The 22,783-nt window shown below is 64.1% G+C and carries 19 protein-coding genes and 1 other RNA gene; 9 read left to right on the top strand and 11 right to left on the bottom strand.

Annotated elements, in window-relative coordinates:
• Positions 1–12: 12 nt before the first annotated feature.
• Positions 13–1,206 (bottom strand): acyl-CoA dehydrogenase family protein, encoded by a 1,194-nt coding sequence (locus tag HBA99_RS01555; protein WP_030096010.1) that lies wholly within the window; start codon positions 1,204–1,206, stop codon positions 13–15.
• 91 nt (positions 1,207–1,297) lie between these two features.
• On the opposite strand from HBA99_RS01555, the gene HBA99_RS01550 reads away from it, so the two are divergent.
• The 5 genes from HBA99_RS01550 (at position 1,298) to HBA99_RS01530 (ending at position 6,955) form a co-directional block, all read left to right on the top strand.
• On the top strand, positions 1,298–1,969 hold the full coding sequence (locus tag HBA99_RS01550; protein ID WP_193601851.1) for a TetR/AcrR family transcriptional regulator: 672 nt from the start codon (positions 1,298–1,300) through the stop codon (positions 1,967–1,969).
• On the top strand, positions 1,956–2,930 hold the full coding sequence (locus HBA99_RS01545) for an aminoglycoside phosphotransferase family protein (protein ID WP_070951659.1): 975 nt from the start codon (positions 1,956–1,958) through the stop codon (positions 2,928–2,930). The genes HBA99_RS01550 and HBA99_RS01545 overlap by 14 nt, the downstream gene beginning before the upstream one ends.
• Entirely contained in the window at positions 2,927–4,201 is a 1,275-nt protein-coding gene (gene eno, locus HBA99_RS01540) for a phosphopyruvate hydratase (protein WP_070951660.1), read from the top strand. Before HBA99_RS01545 ends, eno begins: the two co-directional genes overlap by 4 nt.
• 76 nt (positions 4,202–4,277) lie before the next feature.
• The gene (locus HBA99_RS01535) at positions 4,278–5,648 is read left to right on the top strand and encodes an FAD-binding oxidoreductase (RefSeq protein ID WP_070923291.1); all 1,371 of its coding nucleotides are present in this window, start codon (positions 4,278–4,280) and stop codon (positions 5,646–5,648) included.
• Positions 5,645–6,955, top strand: a complete 1,311-nt coding sequence (locus HBA99_RS01530) for a class I SAM-dependent methyltransferase (protein ID WP_030096015.1) — start codon at positions 5,645–5,647, stop codon at positions 6,953–6,955. The genes HBA99_RS01535 and HBA99_RS01530 overlap by 4 nt, the downstream gene beginning before the upstream one ends.
• Here the strand turns inward: HBA99_RS01530 and HBA99_RS01525 are convergent.
• Entirely contained in the window at positions 6,952–8,961 is a 2,010-nt protein-coding gene (locus HBA99_RS01525; RefSeq protein ID WP_070950912.1) for a DNA polymerase III subunits gamma/tau, read from the bottom strand. The genes HBA99_RS01530 and HBA99_RS01525 overlap by 4 nt on opposite strands.
• A gap of 95 nt (positions 8,962–9,056) precedes the next feature.
• Between HBA99_RS01525 and HBA99_RS01520 the strand changes: the two genes are divergently transcribed.
• The gene (locus HBA99_RS01520; protein WP_081347637.1) at positions 9,057–9,782 is read left to right on the top strand and encodes a hypothetical protein; all 726 of its coding nucleotides are present in this window, start codon (positions 9,057–9,059) and stop codon (positions 9,780–9,782) included.
• A gap of 33 nt (positions 9,783–9,815) precedes the next feature.
• Complete coding sequence (locus HBA99_RS01515; protein ID WP_057967032.1) at positions 9,816–10,472, top strand: hypothetical protein; 657 nt, start codon at positions 9,816–9,818, stop codon at positions 10,470–10,472.
• Here the strand turns inward: HBA99_RS01515 and HBA99_RS01510 are convergent.
• Positions 10,469–11,752 carry an aspartate aminotransferase type Ic gene (locus HBA99_RS01510; RefSeq protein ID WP_030096019.1) on the bottom strand — a complete coding sequence of 428 codons (1,284 nt, stop codon included), beginning with the start codon at positions 11,750–11,752 and terminating at the stop codon, positions 10,469–10,471. The genes HBA99_RS01515 and HBA99_RS01510 overlap by 4 nt on opposite strands.
• A 47-nt stretch (positions 11,753–11,799) precedes the next feature.
• Positions 11,800–11,896: signal recognition particle sRNA small type (gene ffs / locus HBA99_RS01505), an RNA gene on the bottom strand.
• A gap of 124 nt (positions 11,897–12,020) precedes the next feature.
• Here ffs and HBA99_RS01500 point away from each other — a divergent pair.
• Entirely contained in the window at positions 12,021–12,476 is a 456-nt protein-coding gene (locus HBA99_RS01500) for an acyl-CoA thioesterase (RefSeq protein WP_030096020.1), read from the top strand.
• Here the strand turns inward: HBA99_RS01500 and HBA99_RS01495 are convergent.
• From HBA99_RS01495 to HBA99_RS01470, 6 genes are read right to left on the bottom strand one after another with little or no spacing between them, the layout of a single operon-like run.
• Positions 12,473–13,423 (bottom strand): amidohydrolase family protein, encoded by a 951-nt coding sequence (locus HBA99_RS01495; RefSeq protein WP_030096021.1) that lies wholly within the window; start codon positions 13,421–13,423, stop codon positions 12,473–12,475. The genes HBA99_RS01500 and HBA99_RS01495 overlap by 4 nt on opposite strands.
• Positions 13,424–13,428: 5 nt before the next feature.
• Positions 13,429–15,285 (bottom strand): anthranilate synthase family protein, encoded by a 1,857-nt coding sequence (locus HBA99_RS01490; protein ID WP_070951661.1) that lies wholly within the window; start codon positions 15,283–15,285, stop codon positions 13,429–13,431.
• A complete protein-coding gene (locus HBA99_RS01485; RefSeq protein ID WP_070951662.1) occupies positions 15,282–15,917 on the bottom strand; it encodes an isochorismatase family protein in 636 nt (211 codons plus the stop codon). Before HBA99_RS01485 ends, HBA99_RS01490 begins: the two co-directional genes overlap by 4 nt.
• A 3-nt stretch (positions 15,918–15,920) precedes the next feature.
• Positions 15,921–16,679, bottom strand: a complete 759-nt coding sequence (locus HBA99_RS01480; RefSeq protein ID WP_070951663.1) for an SDR family NAD(P)-dependent oxidoreductase — start codon at positions 16,677–16,679, stop codon at positions 15,921–15,923.
• Positions 16,673–17,854 carry a 3-deoxy-7-phosphoheptulonate synthase gene (locus HBA99_RS01475; RefSeq protein ID WP_057963538.1) on the bottom strand — a complete coding sequence of 394 codons (1,182 nt, stop codon included), beginning with the start codon at positions 17,852–17,854 and terminating at the stop codon, positions 16,673–16,675. Before HBA99_RS01475 ends, HBA99_RS01480 begins: the two co-directional genes overlap by 7 nt.
• A gap of 16 nt (positions 17,855–17,870) precedes the next feature.
• A complete protein-coding gene (locus HBA99_RS01470) occupies positions 17,871–19,496 on the bottom strand; it encodes a carboxylesterase family protein (RefSeq protein WP_070951664.1) in 1,626 nt (541 codons plus the stop codon).
• A 314-nt stretch (positions 19,497–19,810) separates the two neighbouring features.
• On the opposite strand from HBA99_RS01470, the gene HBA99_RS01465 reads away from it, so the two are divergent.
• Positions 19,811–21,097 (top strand): IS701 family transposase, encoded by a 1,287-nt coding sequence (locus HBA99_RS01465; RefSeq protein ID WP_030096027.1) that lies wholly within the window; start codon positions 19,811–19,813, stop codon positions 21,095–21,097.
• Here the strand turns inward: HBA99_RS01465 and HBA99_RS01460 are convergent.
• Positions 20,993–22,780: a helix-turn-helix domain-containing protein gene (locus HBA99_RS01460; RefSeq protein WP_044104891.1), complete on the bottom strand. Its 1,788-nt coding sequence runs from the start codon at positions 22,778–22,780 to the stop codon at positions 20,993–20,995. The genes HBA99_RS01465 and HBA99_RS01460 overlap by 105 nt on opposite strands.
• Positions 22,781–22,783: the final 3 nt, after the last annotated feature.

Here is a 22,783-nt window from a genome sequence, read left to right as displayed (position 1 = left end):
AGCCAGTGCTCATCAGAACGCGACAGATCCCGGCGGCAGTCCCAATTCCACCCGGCCGAACAGCTCGTAGGCCGAATCCGTGTCGTAGACAACGTGTGTGGACAAGGTGTTCACATCACGCAAGTGGCGCTGTAACGGCGAGTCCTCGTATTGCGCGGAGGCACCGCATGCCTCGACCGCCTCGGCGATGGCCTGTTTGCAGACTTCGACGACGTAGGCACAGTTGCGGCGCACAGCCACCCGATCCTCGGTGGCCAGCCCCTCGCCGGAGCGCAGCTTGTCCTCCACATCTCGCACCGTCTGCAACAGCAGGGTGCGTGCCGACTCAGCCTGCGCCGCAACATGTCCCATGCGCCGGTGCGCGGTGGCCAGCTTGGACTGCTCCTGCATCGAGTACCGCATCACCCGGGTCTTGATCTTCTCGGTGAACAGCTCCACCGTCCCCAGCGCCATCCCCACCGCCGGCGCGGCCGCGACATTGGAGAGGGCGCAGAACAGGGGTATCCGATAGATGGCAGACCCGTGCAGTTCCGCCGAGGGTGACTGCCCGCGCGCCAGCGGACCGAACTCCTGCACCCGATACTCGGGGACGAAGACGTCGCTGACGGCGATGTCCATGCTCCCGGTACCCCGCAGACCGGAGGTGTACCAGGTGTCGATGACCTCGAGATCGTTCCTGGGGATCATGAAGGTGCGCAGATCTGGATACTTCGGCGGCTCGTCATGCTGCACCACCGCGGCAACCGATGCCCACGACGAATGCCAGACACCACTGCCGAATTGCCAACGCCCGCTTATCTTGTAGCCGCCCTCGACGGGAGTGGCGATACCCGATGGCGACCAGCTGCCCGGAAACAGCAACGGAGACCCCGGCGGAACCGAGCCGAACATCTCGTCCTGCAGTTCCTCGGGGAACAACCCGGCGAGCCAGTTGTGGATTCCGTAGATACAGAAGGTCCAGGCGGTCGATCCGCAGACCTTGCCCACCTCGATGACCGCGCTCACCAAGGTCTCCAGACTGGCCTCGTCGCCCCCGTAGCGGCGCGGCGCCATCAGGCTGAACAGACCCGACTGGGACAGTTCGGCAATGGTCTCGTCGGGCATCCGGCGCAAGCGCTCGGCCTCGAGCGCCCGTGCCGCGATAGCGGGTGCGAGGTCACGCGCTCGCTGAACTGCATCGGTCTGCACTGCTGTCGAACTCGTCATCAAAACCTCGCAACCTGCGCAATCATTAGGGAATGACACGCGATCGGACTGAAACTGAATCTCGATTCAGGTTTAATGTAGCCTTGGCGGGGTGGTGATGTCTAGCGATTCAGCGATCCGGCCCGTGGCCGCCGAGCAGCCCTCGACACAACGTGGCCGCAGCACGCGCCGCGCCCTGATGGATGCGGCGCGTGAGGTCATCTCCCGGGTCGGGTACTCCGAGGCACGGGTCATCGACATCACCACCGAGGCCGGGAAATCCGTCGGGGTTTTCTACAATTACTTCACCGACAAGGCCGAGCTTCTCCGTACCATGGTTGATGAGTTCCGCGATGAGGCGTACACCCGCGGCGACACCGTCGAGACGGGCGATCGCGCACCATATGACGTGATCCGGGACATCGTCACCGTGTACTGGACCACCTATCGCGACCATGCCCCTGTGCTCTCCGGGGTATTCCAGGCCGCGCAGATAGACCCGACATTCGTCGAGTACTGGCGAGACCTGCGCGCCCCGGCACGCACGATGATCGCCAACAACATTCGGCGACTGCAGAAACACGAGTACTCCCCGGGGATGGATCCCGATATCACCGCATCGGCGATCGGGGCGATGATGGACTACTTCTGTTACGTCTGGCTGGTAGAGGGTGGGGAGACCGGACGCAGCTCGGTCACCGACGAGGAGGCCATCGACACGCTCGCCCGCATCTGGTTCAACGCGCTGTGGTGGAAATCCGAAGGTGCGCATGGCACCACCTGACTGGGTGGTCGAGCTTCTCTCGCACGCCGTACTTGTGTCTGCGGAGGCACAACCATTGACCGGAGGGGTGTCCTCCGACGTGTGGCGTGTTCGGCTGAGTTCGGGCGAATCGGTGGTGGTCAAGCGGGCCATCGAGCGGCTTCGGGTACAGGCTCACTGGGTAGCACCGTTGCAGCGCAACATCTTTGAGGCGCGCTATCTCCGGCGCGCGGCGACGATCGTTCCGTCTTTCACGCCCCGGGTTGTCCTGGCCGTCGAAGATCTGCATGCGTTCGCGATGACAGATCTGGGGCCCATCGCCTCCTGGCGCGAAGATCTTGCGAACGGGCGTATCGATCCAGAAGTGGGCAGGGAACTCGGCGTACGCCTCGTTGCCGTGCATGCGCACACGGCCGGGGACGCCACGGTGCCAAGCGAATTCGCATCCGATGACCTGTTCGAGGCGTTACGAATCGAGCCGTATCTACGCTATCCGGCAGAGCACCTGCCGGACCACGCCGATGCCCTTTCCCAACTTGCCGATGACCTCGCCGGTACGCACATCGCACTGGTGCATGGAGATGTGAGCCCAAAGAACGTCATCGTCACCGCGGATGGACCGGTGCTGACCGATGCCGAATGTGCCTGGTACGGAGATCCCGCCTTCGATCTCGCGTTCTGCCTTAATCATCTGCTGCTCAAGCGGATATGGAAACCAGAGTACCGCGAGCGGTTGTGGGAGACGAGCCGCCGACTCTGCACCGCGTACCTGGCGGGCGTCTCCTGGGAATCGCCGGATACGGTGGCCGCCCGGACCGCGCGCCTCCTACCCGCGTTGGCTCTCGCTCGCATCGACGGACGATCGCCCGTGGACTACTTGTCCGCCTCTCAACGCGATTCACTGCGCACCCGCGCAGGGCAGGCCTTGCATGAATCGGCCACCGATCCGCTGGCCGTCACACAACAGTTAGAGGGACCATGACCGGAACACACATCAGTGGTGTGCACGCTCGACGCGTATGGGATTCACGCGGGCGGCCGACCGTCGAGGCGGAGCTGCTGCTGGGCGATGGCAGCATCGGGCGGGCGATCGCTCCCGCGGGTGCGTCCCGGGGCAGCGGCGAGGCCGCCGATCTACGGGACGGCGGCAGCCCTTTCGCCGGTTACGACGTGACCGCTGCGGTGGCAGCCGCCCGCGCTCTGACCGAGCATCTGGTCGGCATCGACGCCACCGACCAGAAGGCCGTCGACACGGCGCTCACCGCGGCTGACGGGTCGGACGCGTTCGCGCTCATCGGCGGTAACACGTCGGTGGCCATGTCGATGGCGGCCGCACACGCCGCAGCCGCATCGCACGGTATTCCGTTGTGGCGTTATCTCATCGGTGATCGAACGGCCGCCATGCCGCTGCCGGAGATTCAGGTGATCGGCGGGGGCGCCCATGCCGCGCGTCGCACCGATGTTCAAGATTTCATGGTGGTGCCCGCGGCAGCCGACAGCATCGAACAGGGCCTCAACTGGGTCGCCGAAATCCATCGCGCATGCGGGGCTTTGCTTTCCGAGCGAGGCCGGCTCGCCGGGGTGGCAGATGAGGGTGGATGGTGGCCGGTGGTGGACTCCAACGAGGACGCACTGGAACTGCTGGTCGCCTCCATCGAGCGGGCCGGGTTGCAGCCGGGAGCCCAGGTCACGATCGCGTTGGACATCGCGTCGAGCGAATTCGGCAGCGGCGGCCGCTACCGCCTCGGGCTCGATGGCACCGAGCTCGACTCCGATGCGTGGGCAGAGGTTCTGATCGGGTGGATAGATAAGTATCCGATCGCTTCCATCGAGGATCCAATCGCCGAGGACGATCCCGCTGCCCTGGCGGAGTTCACCCAGACAGTGGGACACCGCGTCCTGGTAGTCGGTGACGATTTCACCGTCACCAATGCCGAGCGGGTGCGCCGAGCAACCGAGGCCGGAGCGTGTAACGGATTACTGGTGAAGCCCAACCAGGCCGGCACACTCAGCGCCGCCAAGTCGGCGCACGACACCGCTCACGACTGCGGATGGGACACCATCGTGTCTGCGCGATCGGGTGAGAGCGAGGATGTCACCATTGCGCACCTGGCGGTCGGGTGGGGTGCCGAGCAACTCAAGGTCGGCTCCATCACCAGATCCGAACGCACCGCGAAATGGAACGAGCTGCTCCGCATCGACGAACAGCTTGGCGGAGCACCGATTCGGCTAGGACGATTGACCCTGGATTAGTTTCCGACAGTCGCGCTTGGCATCCGAATCACGTTCTCGGGTGCGCCACGCGCAGAACCGGGCTAGCGTAGGAATTGTGCCTATCTCGTCAGGATCGGCGCACGCCGAGGGAGTGAACCGGCTACTACGGAGTTACCGGGCCATTCCCACGACGGCGACCGTGCGTTTGGCTAAGCCCACCTCAAATCTGTTCCGCGCAAGGGCAAAGTCGACTACACCGGGCCTGGATACCTCGGGCCTCACCGGTGTCATCAGTGTGGACACCGTCAATCGCACGGCCGACGTGGCCGGCATGTGTACCTATGAGGACCTGGTCGCGGCCACCCTTTCCCACGGACTCGCACCGCTGGTGGTGCCCCAGCTCAAGACCATCACACTGGGTGGCGCGGTCACCGGGCTCGGGATCGAATCGGCGTCCTTCCGCAACGGGCTTCCGCACGAGTCGGTTCTCGACATGGACATCCTCACCGGCGCGGGCGAAATCGTCACCGCATCGGCGCACGAACACACAGATCTCTATCGAGGCTTCCCCAACTCGTACGGCACGCTGGGCTACTCGGTGCGGCTACGCATCGAGCTCGAACCCGTCGGACGGTTTGTTGCCCTGCGGCACATCCGATTCCATGGCCTCGATGAACTCGTGGCAGCGATGGAGTCGATCGTGGATTCGGCGACCTTCCAGGGCGAACGAGTAGACTATCTGGACGGTGTGGTGTTCACCGACGAGGAGTCCTACCTGTGTCTGGGCACCCAGACGGATGCGCCCGGCCCGGTGAGCGATTACACGGGACAACAGATCTACTATCGCTCGATCCAGCATGCGGACGGCACCGGTCACGATCGGCTGAGCATCCACGACTACCTATGGCGTTGGGACACCGACTGGTTCTGGTGTTCCCGCGCGTTCGGCGCGCAAAATCCACGCATCCGCAGGCTGTGGCCGCGAAAGTATCGGCGCAGCAGCGTCTACTGGAAGATGATCGGCCTTGATCAGCGTTACAACATCGCCGACCGCATCGAGAAGTTCAACGGGCGCCCAGCCCGGGAACGCGTCGTCCAGGACGTCGAGGTACCGATCGGTCACACCGCGGAGTTTCTGCGATGGTTCCTCGACGAAGTACCCATTGAACCGGTATGGCTGTGTCCGTTGCGTTTACGCGACAACGCGGGATGGCCGCTGTATCCGATACGCTCGGGCCAGACGTACGTCAACATCGGCTTCTGGTCCTCGGTGCCCGCAGGCGCCGTCGATGGAGCCACCAACCGGCGGATCGAGCACAAGGTCAGCGAACTGGGTGGACACAAATCGCTGTACTCCGAATCCTTCTATCCGCGTGAAGAGTTCGAGGCTCTGTATGGCGGCGAGCACTATCGGACGTTGAAGAAGATGTACGACCCCGATAACCGATTGCTGGATCTCTACGCGAAGGCGGTACGGCGACAATGACGACGACTCAGGCCAAGAACGACCGGGGCGAGAACGGCAAGCTCTCGCTGGCCGAGATTCTCGAAATCATGGCGGCCGGAGACCTGCCGCTGCGCTTCAGCGCCTACGACGGCAGCAAGGCCGGACCGGAGAATGCCGAACTGGGGCTCGATCTACTGACGCCGCGCGGCACAACGTATTTGGCGACGGCGCCGGGTGACCTGGGGCTGGCGCGGGCGTATGTTTCCGGCGATATCGAAATGCAGGGCGTGCACCCGGGCGACCCTTATGAACTGTTGAAGGCCATGGCCGACAGACTGGATTTCAAGCGACCGCCCGCGCGCGTACTGGCCAACATCGTCAGGTCGATCGGTTTCGAACATCTGCGGCCCATCGCACCGCCGCCGCAGGAGGCACTGCCCCGTTGGCGGCGGGTCGTCGAGGGATTCCGGCACAGCAAGACCCGCGATTCCGAGGCCATCCATCATCACTACGACGTCTCGAACGCGTTCTACGAGTGGGTACTCGGCCCGTCCATGACCTACACGTGTGCCTGCTATCCGAACGCTGAGGCCACGCTGGAAGAGGCACAAGAGAACAAGTACCGGCTGGTTTTCGAGAAGCTGGCGCTCAAACCCGGAGACCGGTTGCTCGACGTGGGTTGCGGCTGGGGATCGATGGTCCGGTACGCCGCACGGCGCGGCGTACGCGCCACCGGTGTCACCTTATCGGCCGAGCAGGCCGCCTGGGCACAGAAAGCCCTTGCCGACGAAGGCCTTTCGGATCTGGCGGAGGTCCGCCATGCGGACTATCGCGATACCACAGAAAGAGAGTTCGACGCGGTCTCGTCGATCGGGCTGACCGAGCACATCGGCATCGCGAACTATCCCGCCTACTTCCGGTTTCTGCAGTCGCGACTGAAGACCGGCGGCCTGCTGCTCAACCATTGCATTACCCGGCCGGACAATCGAACCTCGGCCGTCGCAGGATATTTCATCGACCGCTACGTCTTCCCCGACGGGGAGTTGACTGGGTCGGGGAAAATCATCACCGAGATCCAGAACGTTGGCCTGGAGGTGCTGCACGAGGAGAATCTGCGTCACCATTACGCACTGACCCTCAAGGAGTGGTGCGCCAACCTCGTCGAACACTGGGATGAGGCAGTCGACGAGGTAGGCGAGGCCACCGCGAAGGTGTGGGGCCTGTACATGGCCGGTTCACGACTGGGCTTCGAGCGCAATGTCGTTCAGCTACACCAGGTGCTGGCCACTAAACTTGATGCGCGCGGCGGGTCCTCGCTGCCGCTGCGCCCGTGGTGGCAGCCCTAGCTGGGGTCAATCTTGCGAGCGCCCAGCTCGTTCTGAAGTAGTTCCAGCGCAACCTCTTCGGGATCGCGTCGCGGACCCGCCTCGCCCTGCCCGGCCTCGGCGAGCATCTGCTCCTCCTCGTCCTCCGGGGACGTGGGTTCCGGTTCAGGTTCGGGTGCCGGCTCGGGCTCGGGCGTCGGGCGGCTGGGCCGGGTCACGACCCGCGGTGGGGCCTTGTTGACTTTCGGCGCCTGGGCGGGGGTGCCGGCGTCCGCACTGCCCGCCTCGCAACGGATCTCCCAGTCCACCCCGAGCGCATCCTTCAACGCTTCCCGGATGACCTCGGCATTGCGCGACTCGGTGATGCGCTTGGCCAATGGTGGCGAATCATGGGACAGCACCAGGGTCTTGCCCTCGATGGCACGCACGGTGGCACCGGAGAGCATGACCTCGGTGGTCCGGCTGCGGTCCCTGACCTTGGATCGGATCTCGGCCCAGGCGTTGCGCACGGCAGTGGTGTCAAGGGCCCCGGGCTGACGCGGCTCGGGGGCAGGTTCCGGTTCTGGCGCTGGAACTGGCTCTGGTTCCGGTTCCGGCTCTGGTTCCGGAACGGGCGGTGAGGGCGGCTCCGGGGCCGGCTCGGGCTCGGGCGCCGGAGCAGGTGCCGGGGTTGGCTCAGGCTCTGGCGCTGGAACTGGGTCCGGCTGCGGGGTGGGTTCCGGAGCCGGAGCGGGTGTAGGAGGCGGAGTCGGCGCGGGAGGCTCGGGCGCCGGGGCCGGCGGTACGGTTGTTTCGGCGGCCGGGGCGTTGGGGGCCTGGGACTTGCGGACAAAGCGCGGCGACGCGCCTGCCCCACCGGCCTCGGGCACCGACATGTCCAGACGCTTCTCGATGCGCTCGACGCGTTGCAGCACAGCAGATTCCGCGTCTGTGGCCGAGGGCAGCAGCAGTCGGGCGCACACCACTTCCAGCAGCAGCCGAGGTGCCGTCGCGCCCCGCATCTCCCCGAGCCCGGCGTGCAGCACCTCGGCGTATCGGGTCAAGGTCGCGGGCCCGATGCGCTCGGCCTGCTCGCGCATCCGCTCCAGCACGTCCTGCGGAGCATCGACCACACCGCGCTCCACCGCATCCGGAACCGCTTGCAGAACAATAAGATCGCGGAAACGCTCGAGCAGGTCGGTGCCGAATCGGCGCGGATCGTGTCCGGCATCCATCACGCCTTCGATGGCTCCGAACACCGCCGCGCCGTCACCGGCCGCGAGCGCATCCACCGCATCGTCGATCAGTGCGATATCGGTGACGCCCAGCAGTGCGAGAGCCCGCTGGTAGGTCACGCGTTCCTCGTCCGCACCGGCGAGCAACTGGTCCAGTACCGACAGGGTGTCTCGAGGGGATCCGGCACCGGCGCGGATCACCAGCGGGTACACCGGATCGTCGACGGCGACGTTCTCCTGCGCACAGATGGCCTCGACGAGCGTCCGCATCGTCTTGGGCGCCAGCAGGCGGAACGGATAGTGATGGGTGCGCGACCGGATGGTCGGCAGCACCTTCTCCGGCTCGGTGGTGGCGAAAACGAAGATCAGATGCTCGGGTGGCTCCTCGACAATCTTGAGCAGCGCGTTGAAACCCGCAGTGGTGACCATGTGCGCTTCATCGATGATGAAGATGCGGTAGCGCGACTGCGCGGGTGCGTAAAAGGCCCGATCACGCAGCTCACGGGTGTCGTCCACACCACCGTGGCTGGCGGCGTCCAGTTCGATGACATCGACGTTGCCCGATCCGTTGGGCGCCAGCGCCACGCACGAATCACAGACCCCGCACGGCGTCGAGGTGGGCCCCTGCACGCAGTTCAGCGAGCGGGCCAGGATGCGGGCCGAGGACGTCTTACCGCAGCCACGGGGCCCCGAGAACAGATAGGCGTGGTTGATGCGGCCCGCGTCCAGCGCGGTGGTCAACGGTCCGGTGACGTGCTCCTGGCCGATGACTTCGGCGAAGGTCGCCGGGCGATACTTGCGGTACAGGGCCACGGAGAGCAAGGGTACCGGCGACCGCAGACGACCTTGGCGGGCCACCTGACGAACAAACGGCCACATTGGGTGATCTTGTTCGCTAAAGTCCGCGCATGAGGACACGTCGCGTTGATATGAACACTGTGTTGGCGGTTGGCGCGAGTGTCATCGCACTCGCATTCACCTCCGCTTGTTCCAAGGAATCGCCGAGTGAGTCACCGGCGCCGTCGTCGAGTACCCAGAAGGCCGACGAGCCGACCGTAAAGTTGCCCGAGGGCCCGGCGACCGCACTTTTGCTGACCCGGGAGGACTTCCCCGCCGGCAATGGGACGTTCACCATCGAAGACAAGCTCAAACTCGACAAGGACAAGGCGGACAAGTCCAAGCCGGAGAAGGTCAACCCGCCCGGGTGCTACGAGTTCATCTCCGAGGGAGACGGCGACTACGACAGGGCGCGCGCCAAGTACGACTCGGACACCGTGATGGCGGAGAGCAGTGTCGGGCTCGGTATCAAGCAGTCCTTCGACGACCTCTTGAAGCGCGCCCAGGAATGCGCATCCGTCCAGATGGAGGGTGACGGGGTGGCGATGAAGGCGCATGTCTCCATCTCCGATTTGCCCGGTGCCTCCGCGGAGACCAAGTTGGTCAAGGTCGGCGGTCTTCTCGGACCTGAGGGCGACCAGATCGGCGTCGAGTCGCACATCGCGATCGCGCATCCCCGGGGCACGACCGTCCGCATTGAGGTCGACCGATTCATCGAGCCGTGGACTCCCGAGCAGGACGCACTGGTGTTGGATCTACTCAACAAGCAGATCGCCAAGGTGCAAAAGGCGCCCTAGGCGAATCCGCACATGACGGATGGGGGAAGTCCCGTGGCTCGCACGCTGTCCATCAGCGCGATATCCGCCGCACTGATCCTCGTATCGGCGTGCACCAGCGTCGTCTCGGGTGAACCGAAGTCGGACGGTTCACCCGGGCTGCCCAAGGGTGATCCCGCCAAACTCCTGCTGCCCCGCCAGGACTTCCCCGAGGGCTCGGGCACCTATGAGGTGCTTGAGCGCCCGGGTGATGACGGCCCAACGGTCAGCCCATCCGAGTGCAACATGTTCGTCAACCACGACACGGTCACCTTCGATCAGGCCGCCGCACAGTACGAGGACGGGTCTCTTCGTGTGGACGTCGTGGTTGGCAAAGGGATCGCCGATTCGTTCCAGACCATCCAGGAGAAGGCGGGGCGGTGTGGGTCCGTCACGCTTGACCTCGACGGGATCGGCGGGACCGGCAGCGTCAAGACGGAGAAGGTCTCGGGAGCGAGCGTGGACGCGATCGCAGCCGTCTTCACCGGCGGCCTGGGCATGGACGGTGAACAGACCGTCGAGATCACCGTCAAGACGCTCACCGCACATCCACGCGGCACCACGGTGACCGTCAAGGTCCTTCACGCCATGGAGCCCTGGACCAGTGACAACGACAAGCTGGCGCTGACGCTGCTCAACAAACAGATCGACAAGGTGCAGCAGGCGCCCTAGTTGGCACGCTCCAGCAGCTTCTCGGTTGCCGCCAGCAGCGCGCACGTCGCCAGACCATCGACGGCGGCGCCGACGGTCTCCAGCGGCGGGAACGACGGTGCCAGACGAATGTTCCTGTCATTCGGGTCATTTCGGTACGGGAACGTGGCGCCCGCCTCGGTGAGCGCGATCCCGGCCTCCTTGGCCAGGGCCACCGTGCGTTTGGCGGTGCCGTCCAGCACGTCGAGGCTGATGAAGTATCCGCCCTTGGGCTCACTCCACGATGCGATCTTGCTCTCGCTCAATCGGTCGTCCAGGATCTCAAGCGCCAGCTCGAATTTGGGCGCGAGGATCTGCTGATGTTTCTGCATGTGCAGCTTGACGCCCTCGGCATCGCCGAAGAAGCGCAGGTGCCGCAGCTGATTCACCTTGTCGGGCCCGATGCTGCGCTTACCGGCGTGCTGCAGGTACCACGCGATGTTGGCCAGTGATCCGCCCATGAAACTGACGCCGGCTCCGGCGAAGGTGATCTTCGAGGTGGACGCAAAGATCAACGGGCGGTTGGGATGTCCGGCGGTCTCGGCGAGCCCCAGCAAGTCCACATTCCGGACGAAATCATGCGTCAGGGTGTGTACCGCGTAGGCGTTATCCCAGAACAGCCGGAAATCCGGTGCCGCCGTGTTCATCTGGGCCAGCCGGCGAACGACCTCCCACGAGTAGACGGTTCCGGTGGGGTTCGAGAAGACGGGAACGCTCCACATGCCCTTGATGGTCGGGTCGGAGGCGACGAGCTCCTCGATGAGGTCCACGTCGGGGCCGTCCTCGCGCAGCGGTACCGGAATCATCTCGATGCCGAAGGATTCGGTGATTGCGAAATGACGGTCGTATCCGGGCGCCGGGCACAGGAACTTTAGTGACGGCTCCTCAACCCACGGCCGGGGTGAGTCGACGGTTCCGTGCAGCAGCGCGTACACGATCACGTCGTGCATGAGGGAAAGGCTGGCGTTGTTGGCCGCGATCAGGTTGGGCGCGGGAACACTGAGTAGCTCACCGAAGATTGCACGCAGCTCCGGAAGGCCGTTACCGCCGCCGTAGTTGCGCGTATCGGTGCCATTGCCGTCGAGGTAGTCGCCGTCACCGGGCAGCGCCAGCAGGCCGTTCGACAGATCCAGCTGCTCGGGCGCCGGCTTGCCACGAGTGAGGTCCAGCGAGAGCCCCTTGGCCTTGAGCTGGCTGTAGTTCTCCTGCTGCAACCGATGCTGAGCTGCGAGTTCGTCGGGTCCGAGCGACAAGAATGACACGGCTTTCCCCTATTCGCCCTGCGGGGCATCTGGAGGTCGCAATCTTCGGAAAGGGGACCCCGCGCACCCGACAGAGCCCGTTGACCCTTGCTGCCTTCCAGCCCTGGGGGAGTTCACAGGATAGACGCCGCGCGGGGTCCAGCGATCAGTCTAGTGGGTGGGCCATACCGCCCCCAACCGTGGTGGGTGTTACCTTCCGATATCGTGAAATCGGATTGAGGCAATACCGTCTGTGCCCTCGAATTCGCTTAGGAAAGGACCAGCGGGAATGGCTGAAATTCCAACTCTTGCAGAGTTTCCGCTGCATTCACACGACAAGCTGCGTTATGCCGATACGGACCGGCAAGGACACATCAACAATTCCGTTTTCTCCACCTTGCTGGAAACCGGGCGAGTCGAGTTTCTACACGACAGCACAAGACGAATCCTGGAGCCAAACAGGGCGTTTGTTATCGCACGTTTGGAGATCGATTTCCTGGGCGAGATGCTATGGCCAGGCCAAGTAACTATCGGCACAGCGGTGGATTCCGTCGGGCGCAGTTCACTCAAACTCCGCCAAGCCATCTTTCAGGAAAACCGGTGTGTCGCGAGAGCCCTCTCTGTCATTGTTTTGATGGATGAAAGCTCGCGCCTCTCGACACCATTCTCCGAGGATGTTCGGTCACGCCTTTCCGAGTCGGCATCGAATAGCGCACCGCAACCGCACTCCGATACAAACGCCTAATCGCCGACCAGCCCCAGCAGCTCAGCTCCATTGCGATCCAGGATCAGCGACGCGTCTTCGGCCGACAGACCCTCCTGGATGTAGGTCGCGGAACTGACGTACCGGGGGCCTCCCTGGTACGGGAAGTCCGATCCGAATACCAACCGGTCGGCGCCGAGCGATGCGACAGCGGCCCGCAGCGCGGGAGTGTGGTCATGCCCCACCGTGTCGAACCACAGCCGCCGGGCGGCATCCTTGGGTGCTTCCGGACAATGTGTCGCTTCCCATTCGGTCACCTGACGGTTCGCGCGCTCCAGCACCATCGGTAAGGCCCCGCCCAGATGACACGTCACGATCTTCATATCCGGATAACGCGACGGGATGCCCGCGACGATAAGGTGCATGATGGCGATCGTGTCCTCGATCGGCGCCCCGATCGACCAGGTGAGCGAGTGATCGGTGATCAAAGACGAGTCCGCACCGCACCCTGCTGGATGCACGAAAAGTATTGCGCCCCTGCTATTCAGTTCCTCGTACAGCGGATCGAATAGCGGATCGGCTATCGACCGGCCAAGTACCGAGGTCGTGATCGACGCGCCGTACATGCCCAGATCGTCGATCGCACGGCTCAGCTCCTCCAACGCCGCCGGGATGTGGGGTAGCGGCAGTGACGCCAGCGCGCGGAACCGTCCCGGATACTCACTGGCGAGCTTCGCGTACTCGTCGTTGACGAACCGGGCACTCTCGACGGCGGCCGTCTCGTCCTCGAAATGAGGCGATGCCGGTGTAGCCGAGAGGATCTGCAGGTCGACACCCGCCTCATCCATCAGCGCGAAACGTCCATCCAAATCGGTACGCGTCGCCCCGGCACCCAGGCCCCGATGGACATCGGTACCGGCCCTCCCATACTCGTCGAGCAACGACAGATAGTCGTCAGACCACAGGTGAGCGTGAATGTCTATGCGCACACTCGTCATGCTAGTACCGGAACACCCGTCGCCAGCGGCGTGAGCAACTCACCGAAGATCCCCACGCCATCGCGAGTGAGGATGGACTCGGCGTGGAACTGGATGGATGCAAACCGCTTGGCGCGCAACGCATGAACCTCGCCTGTCGCGGCATCGGCACTGATCTGCACCCGTCCTGCGGGCGTATCGACCCACTCGCCGCTCGTCACCGCGGCGAAGGTGTTGTAGAACCCCACATGTCGCTCGGTTCCGAACAAATCGATCTGCCGCTGCACACCCTGATTGGGCTGCTCCCGACGACGAACGGGCAGGCCCAACTGCCGGCAGAGCACCTGATGACTCAGGCAGATCGATAGGAACGGAATGCGCTGAGTCAGTGCGGTCTTCGTCAAGGCGGTCAGTGTCGCGATCTTCGGAACATCGATTTCCGTCGGATCGCCCGGGCCGGGGCCGAGCACCAGGATGTCATGTGCGCCGGGTTGGATATCCTCGTCAAATCGGCGGATATCCACACGTAAACCCAAGGCCCGCAACTGCAATCCGATCATCGAGGTGAACGTGTCCTCGGCGTCGACCACCAGCGCGGTGCGGCCCACCAGACTCGCGGCGTTCTCTCCCGATCCGTGTCCAAGCCAGAAGGTCCCGATGCCGGTGTTGCGGCTGGCCAGCGCCTCCGTAACACGGGGATGGCTGCGAAGTTCCCGGCGTGTCGTCAGAGCGGAGAGCAATCCGGCCGCCTTGCTGCGGGTTTCAGCGGCCTCGCTCGCGGGATTGGAATGCCGAACGATGGTGGCGCCGGTGCCGGCGGTAAGCGCACCATCCGGTGCGATCTCCGCGGTGCGGATCAAGATGGCCGAATCCACTTGCCGCACACCGGCGGTATCTGTGCTGACCAATGCGGCAACGCCGCTGTAGTACCGGCGCCCCTTGGGTTCATACCGTTGAATGACACGGCACGCGTTCTCCAGTGGGCTTCCCGTCACCGTCGGCGCGAACATCGTCTCGGCCAGAATCTCACGCGGATCTCGATCAGTAACACCGGAAATCAGATACTCGGTGTGCGCGAGCCGCGCCATTTCCTTCAGGTACGGTCCCTGCACCTGCCCACCGTCCGGGCAGATTCGGGCCATCATCTTCAGCTCTTCATCGACCACCATGTAGAGCTCGTCGGATTCCTTGGTGTCGGCGAGGAACTCCATGACCGCATCCAGGTTCGGGCCGTTGGCACCGTATCGATACGTTCCGCTGATCGGATTCATCACGGCCAACGAATCCTGCACACTGATATGGCGTTCGGGGGTCGCGCCGATGAATACCTGCTCGCCGGTACTCACCAGGAACGTCCAGTACGCGCCCTTCTCCCGCTCCAGCAGTCTCCGAAAGAGCGTCAGCGCGGTGTTGATCGAATAGTCGTGCAGCTGGACCAACAGGTTCCGCTTGAGCACGAAGTTGGCGCCCGCCCCCTGGCCGATCTCCTCGGCGATGATTCCCGAGGCCAGACGCGCGTACTCCTCGTCGTCGATGTCGAAATCGCTGTGGCCCACCACTACCGGATACTCGGGAATTCGGTCCAATACCTCCGACAACGGCGCCGACTCCTGCTGCTCGACGGCAAGCGCCAGTAGTGGAGCACCGTCATCGGGCGCTACAAATCCGCGCTCGGCAATCTGCCGGTACGGCACCAAGGCCAGCAGGTCATGCCCACTGTGCCCGTCGCGCAACGGAAGGTCGGCGATCCGTTCGACGGACGTCACCGTGCCGGTGACGACGTCGACGGCATCGGGTGCGCCGGATTCCGGGCGGTACAGCAAGGCGAATGGCCCGGTTGCTCCCGCCAATACACGTCCCAGTAGATCGCTCATGTCAGCACCTCGTCCGTGACGGTCAGCACGGCGCACCGTCGTGCCGCGTATTCCAAAGCCATCCAGTGCGATTCGTCATCGAAATCGGCGATCGCGTCGGCAACCAGGAAGGTCTCGATATCGTTGGTGAACGCGTCCACCGCCGTCATCAACACACCCACATGTGCGTAGACGCCGCAGATCACCAACTGGTCACGTCCCGCTGCGTGCATCCGTTCCAACAGCGCCGAACGGTGGAAGGCGCTGTAGCGCCACTTGGTGAAGACCCAGTCACCCGCGTCGGGTGCGATCGGATCGACGATCTGACGGTGCTCCTCGTCTACACGCATACCGGGGCCCCAGAAGTCCTTGAGCAAGCCACGCTGCTCCTGGGTCATGCTGCCAGGCTGAGCGGTGTAGGCGATCGGGATGCCCGCGGCCACCGACCTGTCGCGGATGGCCACCACATTGCTCACCAGTTGATCACGCAACGACACAGGCAGCGGCGCCAGGAAATAGCGCTGCATGTCGTGAATGAGCAACACGGCGCGTGCAGGGTCGATCTGCCATGTCGCCGTGTTCGCAGGCAGTAGATCCACGGTCGGCAAGTCGTACTCGGCGATGATCGGGATGCCGCGGGTGGCAGTGGTCATTGGTCAAACCCCTAACGTCGCGCCGCCATCGACCACCAGCGTGTGCATGGTGATGTGGGCGGCTTGGTCGGAAGAAAGAAAGGCCACAGCGTCGGCGATGTGTTGTGGTTGTGCGATGCGCCCCAGGGGAATCCCAGGCTTGAAGTCGTCCAGGCTGCCGGCAACCAATCCGGAGTCCGAGGAATCGCCCAGCATGGCGCGCAGCATGGGAGTGTCCGTCGAGCCGGGTGCCACTACGTTGCATCGGATTCCATGCTCGGCGAGCTCCAGCCCCAGGCTCTTGGTGAACGCGTTGGCCGCAGCCTTGGAAGCGGCGTATGCCGTCATCCCCTTGCGAGCCACCAGGGCGGCATTGGAGGCGATCGTCACGATCGACCCTGCGCGGCGCGGGATCATATATCGAGCCACCTCACGGCTCAGAACAAAGGGAGCGCGCACGTTGACGTCGAAGGTCCGTGCCCAGTCGGCATCGGAGAACTCCACCGCTGCACCTGTTCTCAGCACTCCAGCACCATTCACCAATGAGGTGATCGGTCCGATCCGAGACTCGATGTCCGATACCCCGACGGCCACCGCGGTGTCGTCGGTGATGTCGAGCACCTGTCCGATGATGTCCAACCCCTCGTCGGCGGCATACCCGACGAGCTGTTTGATGGCGACTTCATCGACATCCACCGCGACAACCCGCTCGTCCCGACGAGCCAAGGTGGTCACCACCCGAGATCCGACTCCCCCGCCTGCGCCGGTGACCACCGCTACCATGCCGACACCACTTCGGTGGCCTGCGCGGTATTGAGGCGCGGATCGCACAGCGTCGAATACCGCTGACCTACCTCGTGATTCTGCGAGCCGTCGAGGACGCACTCGACCACGTCGTCAGGTGTGGCTTCCAGGTGCAACCCACCCGCGTGCACACCCGCCTCGGCAAGCACCTCGCGGAAGCCGCGGACCTCATCGATGGCCGTCTGGACATGCCTCGTCTTGTACCCGGACTCGGTGGACACGGTATTGGCGTGCAGCGGATCGCACAGCCAGATAACGGGGTGTCCGGATTCACGGACCGCGGCAACCAATTCCGGCAGTTTGTCGCGCACAGCCGACGCACCCAACCGGGCGATCAGCGTCAACCGCCCACTCTCGTGCTCCGGATCCAGCTTGTCGCACAGCGCGAGGAGATCCTCGGTCGTCATCGACGGCCCCACCTTGCATGCCACAGGATTGGCGATGCGCGAGAACAATTCGACATGCGGACCGTCCAGATGCCGGGTCCGGTCACCGATCCAGGGCCAGTGCGTGGACGTGAGCACCATGCGGTTCTCGCCGTCGCGGCGCAGCTGCGGAGCCTCGTAATCCAGCAGCAGCGCCTCGTGGGACGTCCACACCGGCGGCTCGATGACCGAGAGCGAGGACGGCACCCGCCAACCCAGATGACCCATCACCCGGTTCGCGGCCCAATAGCCGGCGAGCATCCGATCCGGATTGGCGCGCCGATGCACCGGATGAGGTTGCGGACCATTGACGAGATGTCCACGGAAAGAGGGCAGTTCGACACCGTCAATCGTCTCGGTGGGCTTGGACCTCGGCTTGGCGTATTGGCCGCCGATGCGTCCGACCCGCAGCACCGGCCGGTGAGTCTTCATCCGCATCGTGCCGGCGAGTACGTTGAGCAGTGCCACCTTGCGGGCCACGTGCGCATTGGTCGACTCCTGCGGATCCTCCGCGCAATCGCCCGCCTGAATGATGGTGGCGCGGCCCTGAGCGACGGTGCTCAGCAGCGTGCGCAGGGTCCTGATCTCGTCGGCCCCGATCAATGCGGGCAGCTCGCTGAGTTCGGCACGCACACGTTCCAGGTGTGCATGGTTCTCCCAGACCGGCTGTTGTACCGCACGTCCCGTGTCGAGCAGCAGTGATGGCGCAGTCATTCCCGTGATCTCCATTCGATTGATTTCTGATTCACTTGCCCCACTGGACTGCGTCAAGAACGCCCAGCTGTGTGGTCTTGGTAGGGGTGGCGATTGTTCCGGCACCGTCCCGCAGCACGAGCTGCCGCAAGTCCTGGCCAACCGGATCCCATTGCGGAAGGCGCGGACTGGCCGGTGCGCGGCCATGTACGAACTCCGCGACCAGATCCATGAAAGCGGCAGAGGTTTCCCGCTCCTTCGGCCCGTCGCCGAACTTGGCCACATTGGAAGGGTGCGCATAGGTGCCGAAGAGGAAAGGTGACGTCGATTCGTGCGGTACGCCGAAGTATGGGGGCTTCACCGGGTGTGCGTACTCCATCAGATACAGCGGCGCACGCCGCTCGATCGTCGCGCGGCGGGTGAAGGCAAGGATGCCGTGCCGGATCAGCGCATCGCCCCACAGTTCGGTCCACAACGACAGCGGATCGGTTGGCCGACCATCTTGTCGTGCCGAATCTGCATAGACGGCAACAGCATCGGCAACGGTCGCATCGGATAACGGCGATACGCCCTGCTCGAGGATGTCGCGGAAGGCAGCGTGCAGTGACGCCGCATCCGTCGGCTGCGGTTGCGGGTCGGGCGCGTGGGGGCCGGTGAAGAATGACCCCTCTGTGCTGGTGTAGATGGAGATGGTGGGGATGTCCGGTATCGGTTGATTGACGTCGAAGGCGGGAAGCAACACCGGATCCAGAACCGGGCCGCGATACTGCCGACCGCTCTTGACCACGCGCTGCGACCTCGGCAAGGCGAACTGCCCCACCCACCAGTCGCGGATTCTGTCGGCCGGGACCTCTTTGAGGTTCTTGACCGAAACCCCCTGCGCCGCGGCCAGGGCGTCGAATACCGCCGTCGCATCGTCGGGCGTCAAGCTCAGATACGGGCTCCAGACATGAGCCTGGCTGACGCTGATGATTCGGCGTAGCAGCGGCCTGGTCTGCGGGTGCAGGGCCAATTGCCAGGTGCTGGCACCGCCTGCCGAGGTGCCGACGAGCGTAATGTTGGCCGGGTCGCCGCCAAAAGCCTTGGCATTCTCACCAACCCACCGCAGCAGTGCGATCTGGTCTTGCAGACCCCAGTTGGTGTGCAGTCCGGTGTCAGGATCTTCGAGCGCGGGATGACCGCAGAAGCCGAAGGCACCCAGCCGGTAGTTGAAGTTGACGACGACAGCTCCGGCGCGTTCGGCGAGTGCCGCCCCGTCGTAGACCGGGAGACTGCCCGCTCCCCGGGACCAGCCGCCACCGTGGATATAGACGATCACCGGCAGCTTGGCCCCCGCGTCCACTGTGGGCGTCCAGACATTGGTATACAGCGCGTCTTCCTGGCGCACCGGGTCACCGCCGGCCGGCTGGATGAAGTCAGAGCCGAACCGTGTGGTGTTCAAAGTATTTCGCCACGGAACCGCCGGGCGCGGGGAACGAAATCGATTCTCCCCGGTCGGCGGCTGCGCATAGGGAATGCCGCGAAAGACGTGAACCTTTCCGGCCGTCCCCCCGCGGATCGCACCACCGGTGACCGAAACTTGCGGATCCGCCGCACTGGCCTGCGAGCCGCAGCCCGCAAGTGCCGCCGCCCCAGCCAACGCAAATGTCGTGCCTAGCAACGCCCGCCGGGTAATCACCTCTCTATCTTCGAGATGGGGCGTCGCGCACCAAACAATCGCGAATTCAATTCGTCAGTTCGGAGACAATCCGTCAAGTTGACCCCCCAAGCACCCCATTGCGCCACCTAGTGACTCAGGATGCGGCTAATCATTCGCTGGTCACGGGGTTGTTCACATATCTGTCATCACCTATTCGTCCACCGCGTTGGGTGTAGCGGGCCACACGCATAGTCCGTCACTTTGTGTGGTGCCAATACCTGTTCCCAGGGCCGCATCTCGCCCATTCTGAGGTCGACATCGATCACCCGCTAATTCATTGAGGTGCTCCAGACATGACATCTGCGACCAAGGTGCAGGCCGCACCCGAACTGTTCGACACACGTCCTCGTGTTTCTCCGGTCGACGCCATGGCGTCGGTGGCAGCGCACGTGTGCCCCGACGTGCTGCGATCACTGCCACGGTGCGACCAGCGGGCCAAGGGTGAGGACTATGTGACCGGTCTGCTGAAGGTCCGTGGCCGCAAGTCCGCGCGGAACATGGCCGCCACCATGGGCCAGTCCATGGGGCGCGAGGTGAGTGAGCAGAACCTGCATCACTTCGTCAACAGCTCCACGTGGGACTGGTGGTCGGTCCGTCGAGATCTGACGAGCTACCTCACCAGCGCCTATCACCCCGCCGCCTGGGTGGTCACGCCGATGCTGATTCCCAAGGCCGGAGTGCACTCGGTGGGAGTGGACCGCCGCTACTGCCCCCGCGCCGGGCGCGCGGTCAACGGTCAGCTGGCACTCAGCGTGTGGCTGGCGGCCGACGGCTTCGCGGTGCCCGTCAGCTGGCGTCTGCATCTCTCGCAGCCCTGGCTGGAATCGGCCACCAAGAAATCCAAGACCTCGATCCCCGAGGACTACCCGCTGGAATCGGTCAGCGGATGCGCACTCACGGCTTTCCAGGAGTTCCTCAAGGTGGCCCGGCCGTCGAATGCCCCGGTGGTCTTCGACCTGCTGGGCGCCAACAGCGCAGATCTGACCCAGCTGTTCGGCAGCTTGACCCACCAGGTCGCGACCTCACGTGTATCGGGTGACCTGCAACTGCAGATTGTCGACCCGGCGTTCGTCGGCTATCAGGGCCGGGTACTTCCGGCAGCACAAATCGTGCAGGCCACCAAGGGCTCGCGACGCACCGAACAGTACGTCTACCAGGGGCGCCGCCACCTGATCAGCATCGCGAAGGTTCAGCTGGCCGACCCGTCCGCGGCCCGTTCACGGACACCGTTGACTCTCGTCGGCATGACGCCGCTGGATCATTCGCGGGCTCGCACCGAACTCTGGCTGACCAACGACCCCGAGTTCTCCACCTCGTCTCAGGCGCACCAGGTGGCGCTGGCCGATCACGTGCAGCAGGGATACCTGCACCTGGCGAACCGCATGGGCATGCAGGACTTCGCGGGGCGCTCGTTCACCGGATGGCACCGTCACGCCACCCTCGTGTCGATCGCCGCGACGGTGGGATGCCTGGTGTCACCCGGTCTGGCGAGTGAGCAGCGAACCACGAACTTTCCACAGCTTGATGGCGAGCTGCGTGTCCAGGAGGCGCTCGGCATCCTGCCAACCGTCACCCAGTAGTTCATTCACCCGGTCCAGCCGGCGCACCACCGTGTTGGGATGTGTGTGCAGGATCTTGGCGGCGCGGGTGGGGCTGGCACCGACCGTGAAATACACATCGAGCGTCTGGAGTAGGTCGGTGTCACGCTCGTCGTCATAGTCGATGACGGGACCGACCATCGATCTCACGAATCCCTCCACGTCTTGGTGGCGCGACAACAGCACCCCCAGGAATCCGAGTTCGTTTGCGGCAGCCGCTGTTCCGAGTGCACCCAGCGCACTCATGGCGTCCATACAGCGCAGCGCGTCCTGATAGGTCTCCTCGATAGACTCGACACGGTCCGAGGGCCCCGCCGAGGACACCGTGACCGGCATGCGCAGATGCGTAGTGGTCTCGTCCCATACCGCCTGTGCGGTCCGGCCCGGGTCAGATCCGGGTACGAGCAGCACCACCACCTCGTCCTGGGTGGCACGTAGCCCACCCACCCGAGAGGCGAATGACGCCGACCACAGTGCTGCGCGGTCCAGTCCACCACGTTCGGGTCGAACGATCACCACGATATGCGGCTGGTTGAGATCCAAAGACAAACGGCGGGCGTAGGTTTGAACCAATCGATTGTCGCGCTGACGCGAATCCAGTACATCGTGGAGCAGGTCGTCACGCAACTGGGAGACCGACAACGACATCCGATTATCGCCGGACATCACCACCGCGGCCGTGGTGGCCAGATCCTGGAGCTTCAGCGGATACACCGAGACCGGTGTGTCGTCCAGACTGGCCACCGACAGTTCGCCGTGGTAGTCGTCGCCCACTGTGAGCGCGGTCGTCACATAGTCTTCGGGGTCGGATTCCCATTTGTACGAGGCGATCTCGGCGCCGTCATGTCCGGTCACCCGCATCGCGACTCCCAAACGTTCCGCCGCCGCAAGGACAAAGCTGTCCATGCCACCGGGGCCGGCCCCGGCATCCAGAAGCTTGGTCCGCAGCTCGATGCGCTGCTCCAACTCACAGATTTGCGCGGTATTGCTGGAGAATTCGTCGGCGCGAGCCAGCGCGATACCCGCGAACGAGCAGAGACTCACGAAGAGGGACCGCTCGGCGGCGGTAAAGCTGCGCACCGTCCGTGAGCCGACATAGAGGTTCCCGAAGTGCTGACCCTCATGCTCCATCGGCATGATCATCAGGCTGTGCACACCTTCCGAGCGCATGGCGGCGTCGCCGTCGCTGGCCCGGCTGAACCGGGTGTCGGACGAGTAATCCGCGGTCCACACCGGACCGTGGCCGGGCCGGTACTGACTCACCAGTCCGATGTCGTCGCCGATCGGGAAGTACAGGCTTCGATTGATCGCCGTGGTAGACCCATCGACGTAGCGGACATGATGTCGCACCTCGGGTCCGGAGTCATCGCGCACCGAGATGAACGCGAAGTCGGCGTCGAGCATGATCCGCGCCCGCTTCACCAGAGTGGTCGAGGCCTCGTCGATATCGTGGCATCCGAGCAACTCGATGGCCACGCCGACCAGGTTGGACAGCCGGGCCTCACGTTGATTCTGTGTCTCGATGAGCCCGTAGATGCGTTCGGCGTATCCACGGGCACGGTGTAAATCCGCAGCACTCCACGGTGGCGAGGATTCCCGGGCGATCTCCCTGAGCCGTGCTTCGAAGACATCGGGCGCGGTTCCCGATGCCAACAACCGCAGCACAGC

It is taken from the genome of Mycobacteroides chelonae, assembly GCF_016767715.1.
Classification (GTDB): domain Bacteria; phylum Actinomycetota; class Actinomycetes; order Mycobacteriales; family Mycobacteriaceae; genus Mycobacterium; species Mycobacterium gwanakae.
This window is presented reverse-complemented; position numbering and strand designations above follow the sequence as displayed.